Origin of the sequence: Sulfolobus acidocaldarius DSM 639 (genome assembly GCF_000012285.1) — an archaeon.
Classification (GTDB): domain Archaea; phylum Thermoproteota; class Thermoprotei_A; order Sulfolobales; family Sulfolobaceae; genus Sulfolobus; species Sulfolobus acidocaldarius.
Genome location: NC_007181.1, coordinates 1,090,235 through 1,107,123 on the forward strand (window position 1 = coordinate 1,090,235; position 16,889 = coordinate 1,107,123).

The window sequence follows — 16,889 nt, forward strand, 5'->3', positions numbered from 1 at the left end:
TTAATGATTATCATAGGTGGAACCGCAACAAACTGGATAGATGAAAGATTATCTAAATTGCTAGTATCCAGGCTAGTGAAAATAGAGCATAAAGTTTTTCCCGACGGAGAATCTTACATTAGAATTCCTGAGAGGTTAATGGGAGAGGACGTTCTAGTAGTACAGTCATTATATCCACCGCAGGATAAACATCTAGTAGAGCTATTCTTCATCTTGGAAACGTTAAACGATATGAAAGCTAATAAGATAACAGTAATTATACCATATCTAGCTTATTCCAGGCAAAATAGAAGATTCAAGGAAGGAGAAGCCGTTAGTACAAAAACTGTCCTTAATCTAATCAAAAAGACAGGCGCAACCTCATTAATGGTAGTAGAGCCTCATCATTATGAAGAATTACAGTACTTTGATGGGGAGGTAAAAATCGCAGATCCTATACCGGATATTGCGAGGGTAATAAATGGGAAAGTGACTAATCCTTTTGTTCTTGCCCCAGATAAGGGGGCATTAAACAGAGCAAAAAGACTTTCTCAAGAACTTGGGTGTGACTATAGTTACCTAGAAAAACAGCGAGATCTAACCACAGGAGAAGTTAGAGTCACGAACTTGCCAGATTTAAGACTAGATGGCAAGGAGGTCATTCTTGTTGACGACATAATAAGTACAGGAGGTACCATGGTTCAAGCCTCACAAATAGCTTACTCAAAAGGAGCAAAAAAAGTAATAGCCACTGCAGTCCACTCCCTATTCGTCGAGAATGCTTATGATAGATTGATTAACGCAGGGATAAAGGAAATTATAACAACCAATACCATACCTCAAGATACGAGTAAGGTAACGATAGTAGACGTATCAGAATCAATAGCGAGAAAAATATGAACTACGCTATCTTAAATCTAAGTAATATATTTTTAGCGTTAGACGAACTAAGAGCACTAAACGGTAAAGACATTTCCTATTTTTATGGGATATCATTATACGAAGGAGATCCGTATATAGCAAAAAGATCAGCTCTTATTAAAGTATCAGGCAAATTGATAAGTGTAGGTAATGATATTGAAAAGATAAAGGGAGATATAAAGGGTAACTGTTACTCCGTTGATCTTCACGTCCCTTCTAGAGAAGATAAAGAATATGCGAAAAACGTCTATGAGGAATTAATTAAGTCTATAAATCTATCGAAAAGATGTAATAAATTAGATGTAATAGTTTCTGAAGGACAAATAGTAGTTGGTGAAAGATATGCTGAAAAAGACACAGAAAGTATTGCTAGACATTCAAAACGTCCCTACACCAGATCTGGATCACTTAACGTCGAACTGGCAAGGCTTATGATAAATCTTTCCAGATCTAGGTCTAATGTGCTGGATCCATTTGTAGGAACTGGTACTATACTGATTGAAGCCAATTGGTTAGGACTTAAATGTATTGGCATAGATATAGATGAACAAATGATTAAAAATACTAAAATTAATCTGGATTATTTTCATTATGAATGTGAATTAATACATGCAGATACTAATACCTTACCCATAACAAGAAGTGAAGCTATAGTTACAGATCCACCTTACGGTAGATCTTTTACTCCCAAAGGATTATCAGAACTTTATCAGAACTTCTTTGCAGAGGCATCAAATGTTACAAAAAATTTAATTTTTACCACTGATTCTAGGTTTGATTGGAGAGATACTCTAAAGAGTTATGGATTTAAACAGATAAAAATTCACACTGTATATGAGCATAAAAGTTTAAGCAGGGCTATATATGTTGTAAGAAAGTAATGTTTGAGATAATATTCATAGGTGTTGGCGGAGGAGCACCCAACAAACGTGGGCTTCCAGGAATATTAATAAGGAGAGAGGGCTTTGAAATACTATTAGATTGTGGCGAAGGAACCCAAAATAAGATGATTGAACACTCGATAAGCTTCATGAAACTTAACTTAATAGGCATCTCTCATCTTCATGGCGACCATGTATTAGGATTACCAGGAATCATCCAAACTATGGCTATGTACTCGAGACAACAAAAGCTTCTTTTAATGGGACCCACAACTTTACAGGATTACTTAAAATCAAGCTCCAAACATACTTACTTTAAACCAGGATTCGAAACCGAATTTATACAAAGTTATGAGGATCAAAATTTAACTATAACAACATTTAGGACATGTCACACAATAGAGTCCTATGGCTTTTTAATAAAGGAGAAGGATAAAACAAAAGTAGATGCGGAAAGGTTAAAGAAAGAGGGGATAACAGACTGGAGAATTATAAGAAAACTGAAAGAGGGGAAAAGAGTAGAAATAGATACAAAAGTCTTTCTACCTGAAGACTATTTGTACGTGAAGAAAGGATTAAGCATCGCATATACAGGGGACACTGCACCATGCGATAGCGTATTGAATGCAATAAAGGGAGTTGACTTACTGATTCACGATTCCACATTCCTTAATGAACGGGAAGCCCATGATTACGGGCATTCAAATTGTACCGATGCAGCTGAAATAGCTTCAAAGGCTGATGTAAAGAGGCTAGCCCTATACCATATAAGTGGAAGATATCAAACCACTGAACCTTTGCTTAAAGAAGCAAAGAAGATATTTGAAAGAACATTTTTACCTGAACCGTTATCATATTTTATTCTTCAGGAGGAATAGCGTTTTCCCATAACGGAACACCCTTTGCGGTTTTGGGCGTCAACCAATCTACGACTATCACTGGATCCTTATAATCGATAGTGACTTTTATGGGACCTAAAGGCGATTCGTGTTCTTTATCTATAAATGATAATTTGCCTATAGCTGCAACTTGTTTATTCAGCATAAAAGTTATTCTCGACCCAACAATACTCTTCATTAAGTACTTTCTTGCGGCATCAAGTATCCTCTGTTCTCTCAATAATCTATGAAGTTTTAGCAGTGATGTAAGGCTGTTTGACTCAGCTATAAGTAGCTTTTCCATACCATGTTCTTCTTCTCTAATCTTATCAAAATCAAAGAAATTTCGTATTGCGTTAATAACTTTGTCCTTATCTTCTGAGGGTTTAACTACAGCCTCCACTATTACCCTAGTCATTATAATCTATTGATTAAATCTTCCGCTCTCTTATTAAATTCCTCTATGCTCGAGTCATTAGTAATAACATAATCTGCCAGAGCAATGACAGTACCTATACCCATCTGTAACTCATCAAAATCTCTCTTCATTAAATCCTGTAGACTCGTAGAATCGTCCTCTCTTCCCCTATTCATCAATCTACTATATCTGACAGAACGTGATGCATGAACAGCTATGATTATAACTTTTCCAACCTTTTCGAATTCCTCAATTTCCTCCCAGTTTCTTACCCCGTCTATGACAACTACGTCTTCTGTCCCATTTAATTTCTCTATGCAGAGCTTCGCTACAACGCCTTTGCCAAATATTTCTCTCATCCTCTTTGCGAAATCCATTAGTCTTTCACCCGGTTTAGCATCTCTATAATATTTCTCTTTGAGCACATCGCTCATTACAATGACCTTTATTCCTCTTTTCCGAAATAAGTCGCTCAACTGCCCCTTACCAGAACCAGGCATACCGGTAATTGCAATTATTTTAATTAGTGACCACAGAAAATGTCAGAATAGGGGAATTTAAAGTTGCTAAGACTTTTCACAGGTATTAATGTGCCAAACTATGAAAAAATAAACGAGTTAATGCAGGCTATAAGTAGAACTGGGGCTGATATTAAACTAGTAGAACCTTGGAATATCCACATTACACTTGTATTTATTGGAGAGGTACATGAAAATAAATTGGAATTAATAAAAGATGGATTAAAGAGAATTTCCTTTAACAAATTTAAGGTCAGGCTCCACGGTACAGGAGCTTTTCCAAGTCTTGGAAAACCCAGAGTAGTTTGGGTAGGAATAGATGAAGGGGCAATTGAGTTAAGAATGATACGTGGCTCGATCTATAAAGAGTTAGTTAATAGAGGAATTCGACCAGATGAAGAGAAAGAATTTTCGCCCCACTTAACAATAGGAAGAGTTAGAGGACCTAGAAATATGCAAAATCTAATCCAAGTCATAAATGAGTACCAAGGCACAGACTTCGGAGAATTTACTGTGGAGAAATTTACTTTATATAAGAGTACGTTAACACAAAAAGGTCCCATATACGAACCTTTACTGGAAGTGGAGTCAAATGTCAGTGGAGGAGAAAGTTTTAGAACTAATAAGACCTGATGATAAAGACAGAGAACGATTAGAGAAAGTGGCTGAGGAAGTCTTATCCAGGTTAAAGGGATTTGATGCACAAATACAAGGTTCCTTTAGAAAAGGTACTTGGCTTAAGGGAGACACTGATATTGATATTTTTGTATTTTATCCAAAAGAAGTAGGAAAAGAATATCTAAGGGAAAAATCTCTCAAAGAACTCATTCAGTTATTTCAAGATCTAAATTACGAAATTGCATTTGCAGAACATCCCTACCTTATTCTGAAAATAAATAACGTAGAAGTAGACGTTGTACCCGCATTAAAGATAGATAGCGGAGAGGATGTAATAACTGCAGCAGATAGAACTCCATTTCATACTAAGTTTGTGACCACTCACTTAGATGAAAAGGGAAAAGATGAAGTGAGACTATTAAAACAATTTATGAAAGGAATAGGAGTCTATGGAGCTGAAATAAAGGTAAAAGGCTTTTCTGGATATGTGGCAGAATTACTAACTATCTATTATGGCAATTTCAGAAAAGTGTTAGAAAGTGCAAAGACCTGGAAGCCACCCATAAAACTAAATCTAGTTGAACCAAAAAGAGACTTTGATGAACCATTACAAATACCAGATCCCGTAGATCCTAAAAGAAATACTGCATCAGCTGTATCATTAAGGAATATTGCGGTCTTTTCATTAGCATCAAAAATTTTCATTGAAAGACCATCCATAGAGTTTTTCTTTCCCACTGAGATCAAGGCAGAGGAAATTATAGGAGATATCTTATTAATTAAGGTTGAATTTAAGGAAAAAAGTGTAGAGGATATAATATGGGGACAAGTATGGAAGAACGTGGAAAAATTAAAGAATGCCATAAAGACAGCAGGTTTTTCACTCATAGACATAGGAGCATGGGGAAACTCTCAAACAGTTAAAATCGCTGTTCAAATCGAAGACAAGAATATCTCCAGATATTACTTAAATCAAGGACCTTACTTTTACGTGAATGGTGTAGATAATTTCATGAGAAAAAACAAGTATGTTTGGGTAGGAGAAGACGGAAGATTATACTCGCTTAAGAAAAGAAGAGAAACGAACCTAGAGAAAATTGTACTGAATAACTTAAGTTTTAAGGAGAATTTCTCTGTGGAAATGACGTGGCTTTCTGAGATAAATCAGGACGACAAAGAATTACATAAATTTCTAAGGAAGAGACCTACATGGATGCAGACATGAAAAGTATTGACATTAAATATTTTATTTACCCTTTATACTCTGCAGAGATTGAAAAAGAACTAAGGGCAAATGGTATAAACTCACTCTATTCCTTCGGATATGTTAAGTTAAGACCAGATATAAATGTGATAGGAAAGGGAAAAACTGGAATAGTAGCTTTATTCGACGAGAATAAGGTAATTAAAATTCGAAGGACTGACTCGCCAAAAGAAACATTAAAGATTGAGGCAAAAATCCAACAACTTGCCTATCCAGTTTCACCAAAAGTTTATCTTTATGGAGAAAACTTCATATTGATGGAGTACATTAGGGGAAGACATTTAACTAGGCAAGAGAATATCGAAACCATTAGAAAAATACTTATGAAGGCGAGAATGTTAGAGCTAAAGGGAATAGAACATAAAGAATTATCGAGACCCTACAAGAATGTATTAGTTAATGAAAAAGATGCGTATATAATTGATTATGATTCAGCAACTATTAAACCAAATCCTAAAAATGTGACTTCCATCTTATCTTGGTTCAAAAGATATGAACTTGCAAAAATGTATTCACTTGGTTATCCTTTAGAAAAAATCATTCTATTGTTATAGTGATCTTCTTTTTCATAATGATCTTGACATCCTCAATTGCGGGAGCATTTAAGGGCTTACCACATCTCGGACACTTACCACCAAATATTGATCGTATCTCTGAGGGTGTTCTAACGCCATAAAAGTCTTGCCCCACTTTATCAAAGTTATAAAGTGTATATCCACAATTTCTGCAAACATATTTTACCGGCATCAGCTCAATCCCTTTGTAAATCTTCTCAGTTTATTTATATATTCTGAACACCATGTATTACCACTTTAACCTAATGTATAAGACAAGAATTTAAGGAAAATGAAAGGATGTTAGAGAGTATGCCGAAAGTAATAGTATTATAAAAGCATTAATTTTTAAACCTTAAATGACTTTTAAGTTAGAGTGGGGCCGTAGTCTAGCTTGGACTAGGATGCCAGCCTGGGGATATTTCCCTAACCACCAGTACGCTGGTGGTCCCGGGTTCAAATCCCGGCGGCCCCATAACCACCTCCCCTTCTTAGAAGGAAAGCTATAATGGCTAAGACCACTATGACAACAGCGATTATAATAACAGCAGTCTTAATGTTAATTCCCGACATCACAGTAGTTACAGTATCTATGATCGTATTGATTGTGGTGATGCTAGAAGTCACACTATGCTGTTGAATTAATATACCCAAACTAGCGGGTGAAGAATTATAAATTGGATTAGCTGCTACTACTCTTATCACATGGAAGCCTGGAGTTAGATTCAGCGAATATGAATCCGTAGTAACATTAGCTATTAAGGTCGTATTAACATAAACTAAGTAGAACGTGGCACCGGTGACATTATTCCATTTTAAATTCAGAATAGAATTATTACCTATGGAGAATTTTACCAATGGAATGAATGGTGGTATATAAAACACTATAGGAAAAGATGTAGAGTTAGTTCCTACTTGGTTTGTAGCCCTTATAGTCACATTATATATTCCATATGGAATGTACGCAAAGTACGAAGTATTCGTAGTCGTAATATTTACTATAATCTTTCCCTTCTTATCGGATATAAGTAAATTATACGTAGTATTTTCAGTTTTATTCCATGAAATTAAAACACCATTGACCTTTTTGTATACACTTACTGATATAGATGCTGTGGTTAATGCGACGAAATTAACTATACCAGGACTACTATTTCCAAGCTTATTGTAAGCTACAACCATAACCTCATATAGGACTTCTGGTGTTAAGTTAGTAAGAGTGTATTTACTTACATTACCTACATTTATTGTGTATGACGAATTATCTGTTTTTACTGTAAGATAATAACCTAGAATTGGAAAACCTCCATTATATGGTTTAGACCATATTACTGTAGCGTTCCTATCCCCAACAATCACCTTCACAGACGGCGAATCAGGAACAGCTCCAGGTGTTAAGGAAATAATATCTGAGCTTGTACCATTACCGGCTTGATTGTACGGTATAATTCTAAAATAATACGTCACACCATTGGTCAAATTAATGAAAAGATAAGAAGAAACATTGCCTACATTTATGGTAGACTTGTTATTATCTATAGAACTCCACCACTGTATATAGTAACCACTTGTGTTGGTATCATACCAAGATAAACTTATACTATTATTACCAGCCTGAGCGAATCTAATTACAGGCTTTGGTGGTGGAAGAATTAGTGATACCTCCTGAAAAGCTGAAGTAGCTACAAAACCCTTACTTGCATCTAGGCCTCCAATGATATATAACTTATTTCCTACTTGAACATATGCACTATATACGGTAGGTATATTCTCGTTAAAGTCAGATAGCTTCCATGAAGTGTTCATATAGTATATAGCACCTGGTATGAATTGACCTAGACTATTGTAATAATAACCGCCTACACCATAGAGAATTCCACCGTAATATCCAACAGCATTAGCATACACATTAGTTTTCAGGGGAGGTAATGAAACCCAAGTGTTATTGGAAGGAAAATACATATATACCTGGTTTGATCCACTAGCATAACCTATATAACCTCCTACAACATATAGGGCATTACCATTAAAATAGTAGCCAGAATACCCCATCGGTTCTGGTGCATAACCTATTATCCTCCACGAGTTAGTATTTAATGAGTATACCTGAATCAAACGTGATGGTGGGCTTAAAGTAAAACCTGTTGTGTTCATACCACCAATCACATATATTTGGTTATTATATGCAAAAACAACCGCGCCATAAACAGGAACTGGCATTGAAGTAGAAATAGTATACCAACTATTTCCATTGAATACAAGTATACCACCAAAAATTCCGCTCTCATTTAGCCCGCCCACAACATAGATGTTATTATTTAAAACTACACCACCAGCTTCAGCTAAATGAAAAGGTAAAGGAGGACCATCAATCCATTTCCCATTTTGAAAAACATATACTGAACTGACAAAGAGCGCACCTGAAGTCAAGCCACCTATAACGTAAATACTCCCATTATAATATACTGCAGTTGATTGGCTTAATGGTATTGGTAAATTTGGTAGGGTAGAAGTTGGAAATATTAGACCACCTGATGTTAAAGTTACAAAACTTAACCCAACCAACAATAGCAATAGTAGAGTCCTAATAGAGCATAATACACGCATACTTAATTCCTTTATAACAAAATTAATAAAACTGAAGGGTCTTTACTTTAATCTTCATTATTCTTTAATAAATGATTGTAATAAAATGAAGATTTTATAACGAGTATCATTTAATCTTAAAATATACTATAACTTTCGCATACACAAAATATCGGATTTACATTCTAACCAAAATATTTCGAAACTATCCCATATGTGAAACTCTGGGAAGCCATAGAAAGTTTAAGAATATAGGGATCAATCTTTAGCTTAGACGGCACATATATCTCCCTTTTACCGGTCTTTATCCCCTTTATAACCGCATTAGCTACCTCTTGCGGTTCTACAGCATATTTATCAAAAATTGATGCTGTATTTTTACTAAAAGATGGGTGTGAGGTAAAGTTAGTTTTAACCGGTCCTGGATAAATTCCACTCACTTTAACATTATACTTTCTCATTTCAGCCCATAATCCATTAGTAAAACTGGCTAAAGCAGATTTAGCAGCAGAATAGATCAATAACTTAGGAGTAGTAACGTATGCAGCCTCTGAAACTATATTTACGATACTTCCGCTTCTTCTCTTAACCATATGTGGTAATACAGCTTTAGTAAAGTAAATTGGAGCTAAGAACAAAGTTTTCACCATATATTCCTCCTCGTCAAGAGACGTTTCAAGAAAGGACCCATAGATTCCAAAACCTGCATTATTAACTAAGACGTCTATCTTACCGAACTTACTCAGTACCTCATTTATTATTCTAAAATCTTCCTCCCTATTAGTTACATCTACTTCATAGATTAAATCTCCTATTTCAGACCTCGACCTAGATAATGACACAACAGTATAACCCTCACCCTTAAGTGCTTTTGCCACAGACTTACCTATTCCTTTAGAAGCTCCAGTAACAACTGCTATACCACTTGATATCTCTAATCACCACCAAATGCATTTTTAAAATTCCTTTCTATTATACGTTTTAATTCCTCCTCTTCAACAGCTTTGACCTTAGAGATTATCTTTAGAGCTATAGGGATATCTGTAGGTTCAAGCATTTTACCTCTATACTCATATCCTCCATCACTTTCGGTTAGAATAATCTCTAAGGGGGCCTTTTCTAATACCCTCAAATGTTTTTGCTGAAAAGATACAGAGGGGTTTATTGTTATGTAATAACCAGCACCTTCAATATCTTTCAATAAGTCCTCTGGTCCAGTATACCAATGGAATATAGCTCTTTTAACTCCACTCCTGGTTAATATGTTAAAGGAATCTCTCCATGCATCGAGAGCATGAACATTGACTAACTTATCTTCTTCTATTGCTCTATCCACAAACGCCTGAAAGTACTTTATTTGCGACTCTTTATCAGCTTTTGCATACCTATAATCAAGACCCACCTCTCCTATAAAGTCAGCTTTCTCAGTTAATTCCAAAACTCTGTCTAAATTCTCATTATGAACATTCCATGGATGTATACCAACTCCGACCAAAATCTTCTCGTTTTTCAGGCTTACTGTACTTAACGACGAGTCATAATCCATAGAAACAGCTGCTATTATAAATTCATCATACTTCTTACCTCGTAAAGAGATGTAATGACAATGAGCATCGTAGTACATATAAAAAAGAATCAAAATTTTCAGGTAAAAAGCTTAGCTTGACGAAATCACGCTTAATCTCACGGTGGAATTAAAATTATATAAGTTAAGGGTGAGAACACCACTGATATTAGAGAACGATTTATTCAATTTCATTAAGTATTCAGAAAGAACTACTTTACCGTTATTTAGTATAGTTATGTTTAGTGGCTTGTCTGAAGATAAGATTACCGTCACATTCACTGGCTTACTTAATGAAAATGACTTTGTATAAATAGATACTGTACTATTAGATTCAATTGTAACTGTGAAGTTATTAATCTCGCTAACAGAAGTGTGTGTAGTAACATTGGTTGTAACTAACACATTATTAGTCTGTATAACCCTTGGCAGATACTCAAATGCCAGGATCCCGATAATCACTATTATCATAAACAATAACAGTTTACCTATCATATCTGTTACAAAGCTTGATTACAAACAGTTTATAAAACAAAATATCAAGTAATATCCTAATAACTTACCCTTTAGAACTAATAACTTAAAGTATTACTATATAACGAAAGCCTCGCCATTTATGGTGAGAAGGAAGTCAGATTGAACAACATTGATCTACAGATACGTGATATACTTACCGCATTCGGATTTCCATTTTGTGTTCTATAACTATTGACTAACCAAAAAACAAAATAGTATCGCTCTGTAGTATCAAATTATATGGAGTGTATAACACTGAATAACGTAATAAAACGTTTTGACGCTGTTGTCGCATTAAATAACATCTCCTTCTCTGTGCCATGTGGTGGTAGATATGCGTTGTTAGGTCCCAACGGGGCGGGAAAATCAACAACCATGAAAATTCTAGCTGGATTACTTTCTCAGGATAGTGGAGAAGTATATATCAAAGGTATGAAACCGACATCGACAGATGTAAAAAGAATCTTAGGATATTTACCTGAAGAGTCAACGCCGTATAGAATACTTTCTGTTAGGGAAAACCTAGAATATATAGCCTCATTGAGGGGATTAAGGGATGGACAAAGCAGGATTGAAAATTTAATAGATATACTAGATTTGAGACCTTACGAAAGGATGCAGGCTGGAAAATTATCAAGGGGTAATCAGCAAAAATTAGCCTTAGCCTTAGTCCTGCTACACAATCCAGAGATAATACTACTTGACGAGCCATTAAACTACCTTGATATACCTACACAAGAAAGAGTAATAAAATACCTCAAAACACTCGTTAATGCTACATTTTTAATCTCTACTCATATAATGTCAATTGCCACAAGACTTACAGACCATGTGATAGTTATCTCCCATGGTTCGGTAGTATGGGTAGGGTCAATTGAACAACTAAAATCCCTAGGTAGAGAAGATGAGCCAATAGAAAGTGTGGTAGTAAAACTAATGGGAGTGTAAGTAATTGATTTCAAAACTTGTAAAGTTCTTCCTGTTCACAAGAATACCTAAGACGGTTCTAACACTATACATATTGTTAGGATTACTTTCAACCTTAACTAGCATATATTCCTCAATGCTATCAGCACCCCGTTTTTACGTCCAAGAAAATTTTCATAGATCTTTTGCATATGATCCTTCGCAAACATTCTACAATTCCTTTACGATAATCTACACATCCATAATACTCATATTACCATTACTCAACCCTCGGTTTGGACTACTAACTAAGAGCGACATAGACTTCCTGCTTCAGCTTCCTTTATCACAGAAACAAATAACCATCTCACTAACAATAAGCTCCACACTCATTAACTTACTACTATTTTACATCCTTCTACCCATATATGCAAACTATGGAGACTTATTAGCGTCAATAGAAATTATTGTACTATTATCTCTCCTGACAAGATCTTTACCTATCCTAGTATATAAATTCACGAGAATACAGAGAGCATTACTCATAATAATCCTTTTACTATGGTTTAATTCGGGGATACTTGGACTACCGATTAGCCCCCTACTAGCACTTTACAGTAGACAGCAAGAATCACTTATTATACTGGCTATCTTTACAATTACAGTAACCATTCTATCCATATATAGGTTTAATCTATCCCAATTCATAAATATGTATGAGGGACCAAAAGAAATCATAATAATCAAAAATAACATTTCATTCAAAAACCTGCACCCATTCTTAGCCTTCTTAAAAAGGAATCTGTTAATACTGGAGTTAGGTGGAAGAGCATACACTGCATTTGGTGTACCCACGTTCCTAACAAAAAGGATTGAAATTTGGAAAATACTACCAGTGACAATAGTAATTGCTTTAACATTGGCTATATTCTCAAAATATCATATAATACCAGACCTATTTTTAACTCGTATCTTCTTGGTCTTATCGGCGTTATCAATAGCCTCACTTTTCACCAGCTCAATATTTATTATGGAACCAATATGGCTTTATGCCACAATATTTTCACCATTAAGATTAGCTAGATATCTCCTATTCTCCAAAGCGCTTACCGTGATAATACTTCTGCTCCCATTTACATTTCTATTCCCAGACCCTAGAACTATCCTTATGGTCTTATTAAACATACCATCGTTCATAATTTTCTCCATGGCTATAAATGCAAGATTTTATCCACAGAGACAGCAACAAATACCAACATTGAGCTTAGGTTCGTTTTTAGCATCTATATTAATACTCATACCAATTGCGTTATTAATGACTATATATATAATACCCTCCTCATTGATTACCTTTACAATAGCTTCAGTAATCTACTCAGCGATACTTGCTTTACCCATAATGTTGTCTCAAGCGTACTGGAAAAAGACTATTGAGAAGAATATAATCTATTCCTCTTAACCGTAATTCGTTCTGGAGGAGGCACTTATTGATTCGCATACGCCCTTTGCGATCTCCTCTACAGAACTCGAATAGAATACTTTTACAATCTTCCTTTCATCAAAAAAGTCCGGAAACGCTTCTTTAAGTTTATCAGTATACAGACCTGATCCGGTTAAAACATATACGGGCTTTCCCATTGCATAAGCCATTAAAATTTCAATCTCAGTCCCTACTCCCCCTCCCAATGCAACTAGAACATCTGATGAACGAACAAGCATCACCGATCTAGCTCTAAATTCCACTCCAGTATATATCTTAAAAACCTTATCTGGTAAATTCTCAATTTCTCTCTCCACTGGCAGAAATACGAGAACATCTAAAAAGTTACTAATAGCAGAATCCACAATATCCTTCATTAAACCCCAGTATCCTCCCACGAGGACTACTGGATTTTTTTGAGCACAATATTTCCTCAACAATAACATTAACTGACTTACCTTACTTCTAAGGTCTACTGGATACTGCCCACTATGAGCAGCAAACCCAATTTGAAACATAACCAGAAATATGAGCTCTCAGCTAGTACTAGGTAACTTTCACATAGCCGCCTAGGAATCCCACCAGGGGGGAGCCTGATTGGGAGTGGCGGACTAAACTCCTCGGTCTTACAACCTTGGAGCTTACATCCCCACCCCATCAACCCCCTCTTCTAGGGGAAGGCCCCGGCTAACGCCTGACCGCCTCTTTTAGGGGAGGGGTTCCCGCTTAGATGCTTTCAGCGGTTACCCCTCAGGGCGCGGCTGCCCGGCATTGCCCTACCGGACAACCGGTAAACTGGAGGCCCCGGAACCCTGTTCCTCTCGTACTAGGGGTTCCTTCCCCTCAAGCGGTCCGCACTCCCTACCCTTAGAGTCCGACCTGTCTCGCGACGGTCTAAACCCAGCTCACGCTCCCCTTTAACGGGCGGGCAGCCCTACCCTTGGAGGCAGCTGCACCTCCAGGGTGGGAAGAGCCGACATCGATGTAGCAAACCGCGGGGTCGATGTGAGCTCTCGCCCGCGACGACCCTGTTATCCCCGGGGTAACTTTTCTGTCATGCCCGGCCCCCACGTGTGGGGGCACGAGCGTTCGCTAGGCCCCGCTTTCGCGTCGTGACCCCGTACTTGGAAGGGTCACGTCAGGCCGGCTTTTGCCCTTGCGCTCTACGGCGGCGTTCTGTACCGCCTGAGCCGACCTTTGGGCTCCCGTGTTATCTTTTCGCGGGAGTGCCGCCCCAGCCGAACCGCCCACCTGACGTTGTTCCTCTCTTTCGAGAGGTTAGTCCCTCGAGCGTCCATGGGTGGTGTTTCACTTTCGGGTCCCCTGCCCCCGAAAGGACAGGTTCGACCCCTCCCACCTACTCTACGCATAAACGCCCGAGGGACAACGCCAGGCTGCGGTGAAGCTCCACGGGGTCTTCTCTCGGTGTAGGGAGATGCCGGACTGTGCACCGGCTCAGGGCGTTCACGAGGCCCCAGGCTGGGACAGTAGGGACCGCGTTGATCCATTCATGCGCGCCGGAACTTACCCGGCAAGGCATTTGGCTACCTTAAGAGGGTCAGAGTTACCCCCGGCCTTCGGTGGGGCTTCGCCCGGTTGAACCCGGATTTAACCAACCACCAGTGGCCAGGATTTAGCCCCCGTACACACCCTTTCGGGCTAGCGGGGACCTATGTTTTTATTAAACAGTCAGGTCCCTCTGGTCACTGCGACCTATCGTGGCTTTGTTAAACCACGATAGGCACCCCTTCTCCCGAAGTTACGGGGCTAATTTGCCGAGTTCCCTAGCCTGGGTTACCCCTCAGACGCCTTGGGCTTCTCACCCAGGGGCACCAGTGTCGGTTCTAGGTACGGTCTCCCGGGATCGTTCCAGACTCCCTTTTCATGGGGACTAGGGATCAGGAGAACCCTCCTAACGGAAGGCCCATCACACCTTCGCCCTCTTCTCACCGTTACGGCTCTCCAAGGGCTTGAGTGCTTGGGTAGGACGGTGGTCCTACTCTCCCTACCCCAATCCGTCAGGAGTCTGGCTTGCGTTACCGCACCTACCCGGGAGGCAGGGGAATGTTAACCCCTTTCCCTTTCGGTAGGTACCTATTAGGCCCTACCTTAGGACCGGCTAACTCCCGGCTGACGAACGTTGCCGGGAAACCCTTGCCCTTCCGGCGAGGGGGATTCTCACCCCCCTTCGCTGTTACTACCGCCGGGATCTGCACCTGTGACGGGTCCAGTGGATCTCACGACCCACCTTCTACCCCATCACAGCGCCCCCCTACCAGAGGATCTCTAGTAGAGACCCCCTCCTGGGTCTCGGCGCCCGGCTTGAGCCCCGACCAATCTTTAGGGCCTCCAGCCTCGGCGGGTGAGCTGTTACGCACTCCTTAGAGGATGGCTGCTGCTGGGCCCACCTTCCCGCTGTCTAAGGCTGGAGACGCCTTTTCGTTGGCACTTAGCCGGGACTTTGGGGCCTTAACCCAGGTCTGGGTTGTTCCCCTTTTGCCACCCAACCTTACGCCGAGTGACCCACTCCCCCCTTCTTCGGCGCTCGTGGGTTCGGAGTTAGACCGGAAGCCCCAGGCTTTCGCCTGGAGCCCCCGATCTGTCACTCTACCCCGCGAGCTGCCTTTAGGGAGGCTGCGCTAGGACGCATTTCGGGGGGAACTAGCTATCACCGGGCTAGATTGGTCTTTTGCCCCTAGTCCGAGGTCAAGGGAACGAATTGCACGTCAGAACCCCTATTCGGCCCTCCAGTGGGGTTTCCCCCACCTTCAGCCTGCCCCGGACTAGATCGCCCGGTTTCTAGCCTCACATCAGTGGCTTCAGGCCCTGACAGACCCTGCCCCTCGCCTAGAAACTAGGCTGCGGGCACTTGGTTTCCCTATGCCTTCGGAGATAATCTCCTTAAGCTCGCCACTGATGTGAACTCCCCGGCCCGTGTTTCAAGACGAAAGGCGTGACCCCGATCGCCCTTCCTCGTACTAAGGGCTTGCGCCCCTTTCCTTCGGAAGGGTTCACTTCTTTCGAGCCACACCCTGTATAACCACCCGGTTTCAGGCTCTTTGCACTCCCCCTTCCGGGGTTCTTTTCAGCTTTCCCTCACGGTACTTAGTTTGCTATCGGTCTCGGGACATATTTAGCCTTAGAGGCACGTGTCCCCTAACTTCCCACCCCCAAACCAGGGGATGGTACTCTACCTCTAGCCACTTTCCACCTATCTTTAGCCTACGGGGCTTTCACCCTCTATGGCCCCCCGTTCCAGGGGAGTTCGGCTAGATAGGTTAGGAAAGCCGAGGTCGAACCTCAGGCTAGAGGTCGTAACACCACATCCCCACCGACTTATCATCGGCAGGTTTAGTTTGGGCTGTCCCCCTTTCGGTCGCCCCTACTCAGGGGATCTCAATTGATTTCTTTTCCTCCCCCTACTAAGATGTTTCCGTTCGGGGGGTTCCCACTCCCAGTTATAAACCGGGAGCGCCGGAAACCCGGCAGGATATCCCATTAGGGGACCTCGGGGTCAACGGCTGCTTGCGCCTCACCCGAGCATTTCGCTGCTTGCCGCGCCCTTCTTCGGTGCCCGAGCCGAGCCATCCACCGGGAGGCTTCGGCCCCTGGGTAGAACTCCTAGACGGCTATAATGTGGCTACCTAGTACTAGCCTCATTGAGCCCTAACTTGGCAGAGACATATTTGTATGTCTCTGCCAAATGGGCCCTAGGCACTTCATTCCCCTCTGGCCCAAGAGGAGAACTGCATCTATAAAAGGGAAGATTACGAGTTTTAGTGAAGCCCTCCCACCCAATTAGCGGG

17 protein-coding genes, 1 tRNA gene, 1 rRNA gene and 1 pseudogene are annotated in these 16,889 nt (G+C 40.0%); 11 read left to right on the forward strand and 9 right to left on the reverse strand.

Translation table 11 applies throughout. The features are described 5' to 3' along the window. Positions 1 to 3: 3 nt before the first annotated feature. From SACI_RS06125 to rnz, 3 genes are read left to right on the forward strand one after another with little or no spacing between them, the layout of a single operon-like run. Positions 4 to 879: a ribose-phosphate diphosphokinase gene (locus SACI_RS06125; RefSeq protein ID WP_011278126.1), complete on the forward strand. Its 876-nt coding sequence runs from the start codon at positions 4 to 6 to the stop codon at positions 877 to 879. Then, the gene (locus tag SACI_RS06130; RefSeq protein WP_011278127.1) at positions 876 to 1,781 is read left to right on the forward strand and encodes a DNA methyltransferase; all 906 of its coding nucleotides are present in this window, start codon (positions 876 to 878) and stop codon (positions 1,779 to 1,781) included. The genes SACI_RS06125 and SACI_RS06130 overlap by 4 nt, the downstream gene beginning before the upstream one ends. Next, positions 1,781 to 2,659, forward strand: a complete 879-nt coding sequence (gene rnz / locus SACI_RS06135; protein ID WP_011278128.1) for a ribonuclease Z — start codon at positions 1,781 to 1,783, stop codon at positions 2,657 to 2,659. The genes SACI_RS06130 and rnz overlap by 1 nt, the downstream gene beginning before the upstream one ends. Here the strand turns inward: rnz and SACI_RS06140 are convergent. Both SACI_RS06140 and SACI_RS06145 read right to left on the reverse strand, forming a co-directional pair. Then, entirely contained in the window at positions 2,640 to 3,077 is a 438-nt protein-coding gene (locus SACI_RS06140; RefSeq protein WP_011278129.1) for an RNA-binding domain-containing protein, read from the reverse strand. The genes rnz and SACI_RS06140 overlap by 20 nt on opposite strands. Continuing rightward, a complete protein-coding gene (locus SACI_RS06145; RefSeq protein ID WP_257719739.1) occupies positions 3,077 to 3,613 on the reverse strand; it encodes an AAA family ATPase in 537 nt (178 codons plus the stop codon). The genes SACI_RS06140 and SACI_RS06145 overlap by 1 nt, the downstream gene beginning before the upstream one ends. Positions 3,614 to 3,640: 27 nt before the next feature. Here SACI_RS06145 and thpR point away from each other — a divergent pair, with 27 nt between their 5' ends. The 3 genes from thpR to SACI_RS06160 are packed head-to-tail and all read left to right on the forward strand — an operon-like array spanning position 3,641 to position 6,031. After that, positions 3,641 to 4,228 carry an RNA 2',3'-cyclic phosphodiesterase gene (gene thpR, locus SACI_RS06150; RefSeq protein ID WP_011278131.1) on the forward strand — a complete coding sequence of 196 codons (588 nt, stop codon included), beginning with the start codon at positions 3,641 to 3,643 and terminating at the stop codon, positions 4,226 to 4,228. After that, entirely contained in the window at positions 4,188 to 5,438 is a 1,251-nt protein-coding gene (gene cca, locus SACI_RS06155; protein ID WP_011278132.1) for a CCA tRNA nucleotidyltransferase, read from the forward strand. The genes thpR and cca overlap by 41 nt, the downstream gene beginning before the upstream one ends. Beyond that, positions 5,423 to 6,031, forward strand: coding sequence for a serine/threonine protein kinase (locus SACI_RS06160; protein WP_011278133.1), 609 nt, complete (start codon positions 5,423 to 5,425; stop codon positions 6,029 to 6,031). The genes cca and SACI_RS06160 overlap by 16 nt, the downstream gene beginning before the upstream one ends. Here SACI_RS06160 and SACI_RS06165 read toward each other — a convergent pair. Beyond that, the gene (locus tag SACI_RS06165; RefSeq protein ID WP_011278134.1) at positions 6,015 to 6,224 is read right to left on the reverse strand and encodes a hypothetical protein; all 210 of its coding nucleotides are present in this window, start codon (positions 6,222 to 6,224) and stop codon (positions 6,015 to 6,017) included. The genes SACI_RS06160 and SACI_RS06165 overlap by 17 nt on opposite strands. Before the next feature lie 185 nt (positions 6,225 to 6,409). On the opposite strand from SACI_RS06165, the gene SACI_RS06170 reads away from it, so the two are divergent. From SACI_RS06170 to SACI_RS12235, 3 genes are all read left to right on the forward strand, one after another. After that, positions 6,410 to 6,506 (forward strand) — tRNA-Pro (locus SACI_RS06170). Between the two features lie 33 nt (positions 6,507 to 6,539). Further along, complete coding sequence (locus tag SACI_RS12330) at positions 6,540 to 6,671, forward strand: hypothetical protein (RefSeq protein ID WP_257719744.1); 132 nt, start codon at positions 6,540 to 6,542, stop codon at positions 6,669 to 6,671. A gap of 318 nt (positions 6,672 to 6,989) precedes the next feature. Further along, a complete protein-coding gene (locus tag SACI_RS12235) occupies positions 6,990 to 7,202 on the forward strand; it encodes a hypothetical protein (protein ID WP_048054398.1) in 213 nt (70 codons plus the stop codon). Positions 7,203 to 7,234: 32 nt separating this feature from the next. Here SACI_RS12235 and SACI_RS12240 read toward each other — a convergent pair. The 4 genes and pseudogenes from SACI_RS12240 to SACI_RS06190 all read right to left on the reverse strand — a co-directional run. Beyond that, positions 7,235 to 8,638: pseudogene (locus tag SACI_RS12240) on the reverse strand (Kelch repeat-containing protein); the annotation flags it as partial. A 164-nt stretch (positions 8,639 to 8,802) separates the two neighbouring features. Next, positions 8,803 to 9,549, reverse strand: coding sequence for an SDR family NAD(P)-dependent oxidoreductase (locus SACI_RS06180; RefSeq protein WP_080504016.1), 747 nt, complete (start codon positions 9,547 to 9,549; stop codon positions 8,803 to 8,805). A gap of 2 nt (positions 9,550 to 9,551) precedes the next feature. After that, on the reverse strand, positions 9,552 to 10,241 hold the full coding sequence (locus SACI_RS06185; RefSeq protein WP_011278137.1) for a TatD family hydrolase: 690 nt from the start codon (positions 10,239 to 10,241) through the stop codon (positions 9,552 to 9,554). A gap of 33 nt (positions 10,242 to 10,274) precedes the next feature. Next, the gene (locus tag SACI_RS06190; RefSeq protein ID WP_011278138.1) at positions 10,275 to 10,676 is read right to left on the reverse strand and encodes a hypothetical protein; all 402 of its coding nucleotides are present in this window, start codon (positions 10,674 to 10,676) and stop codon (positions 10,275 to 10,277) included. Between the two features lie 261 nt (positions 10,677 to 10,937). Between SACI_RS06190 and SACI_RS06195 the strand changes: the two genes are divergently transcribed. Then, the gene (locus SACI_RS06195) at positions 10,938 to 11,645 is read left to right on the forward strand and encodes an ABC transporter ATP-binding protein (protein ID WP_011278139.1); all 708 of its coding nucleotides are present in this window, start codon (positions 10,938 to 10,940) and stop codon (positions 11,643 to 11,645) included. A gap of 4 nt (positions 11,646 to 11,649) precedes the next feature. Continuing rightward, positions 11,650 to 13,062, forward strand: coding sequence for a hypothetical protein (locus SACI_RS06200; RefSeq protein WP_015385593.1), 1,413 nt, complete (start codon positions 11,650 to 11,652; stop codon positions 13,060 to 13,062). Here the strand turns inward: SACI_RS06200 and SACI_RS06205 are convergent. Together SACI_RS06205 and SACI_RS06210 are read right to left on the reverse strand one after the other, a co-directional pair. Beyond that, the gene (locus SACI_RS06205; protein ID WP_011278141.1) at positions 13,059 to 13,601 is read right to left on the reverse strand and encodes an LOG family protein; all 543 of its coding nucleotides are present in this window, start codon (positions 13,599 to 13,601) and stop codon (positions 13,059 to 13,061) included. The two genes, SACI_RS06200 and SACI_RS06205, sit on opposite strands and share 4 nt — an antisense overlap. 59 nt (positions 13,602 to 13,660) lie before the next feature. Next, a 23S ribosomal RNA gene (locus SACI_RS06210) occupies positions 13,661 to 16,699 on the reverse strand. Positions 16,700 to 16,889 lie beyond the last annotated feature (190 nt).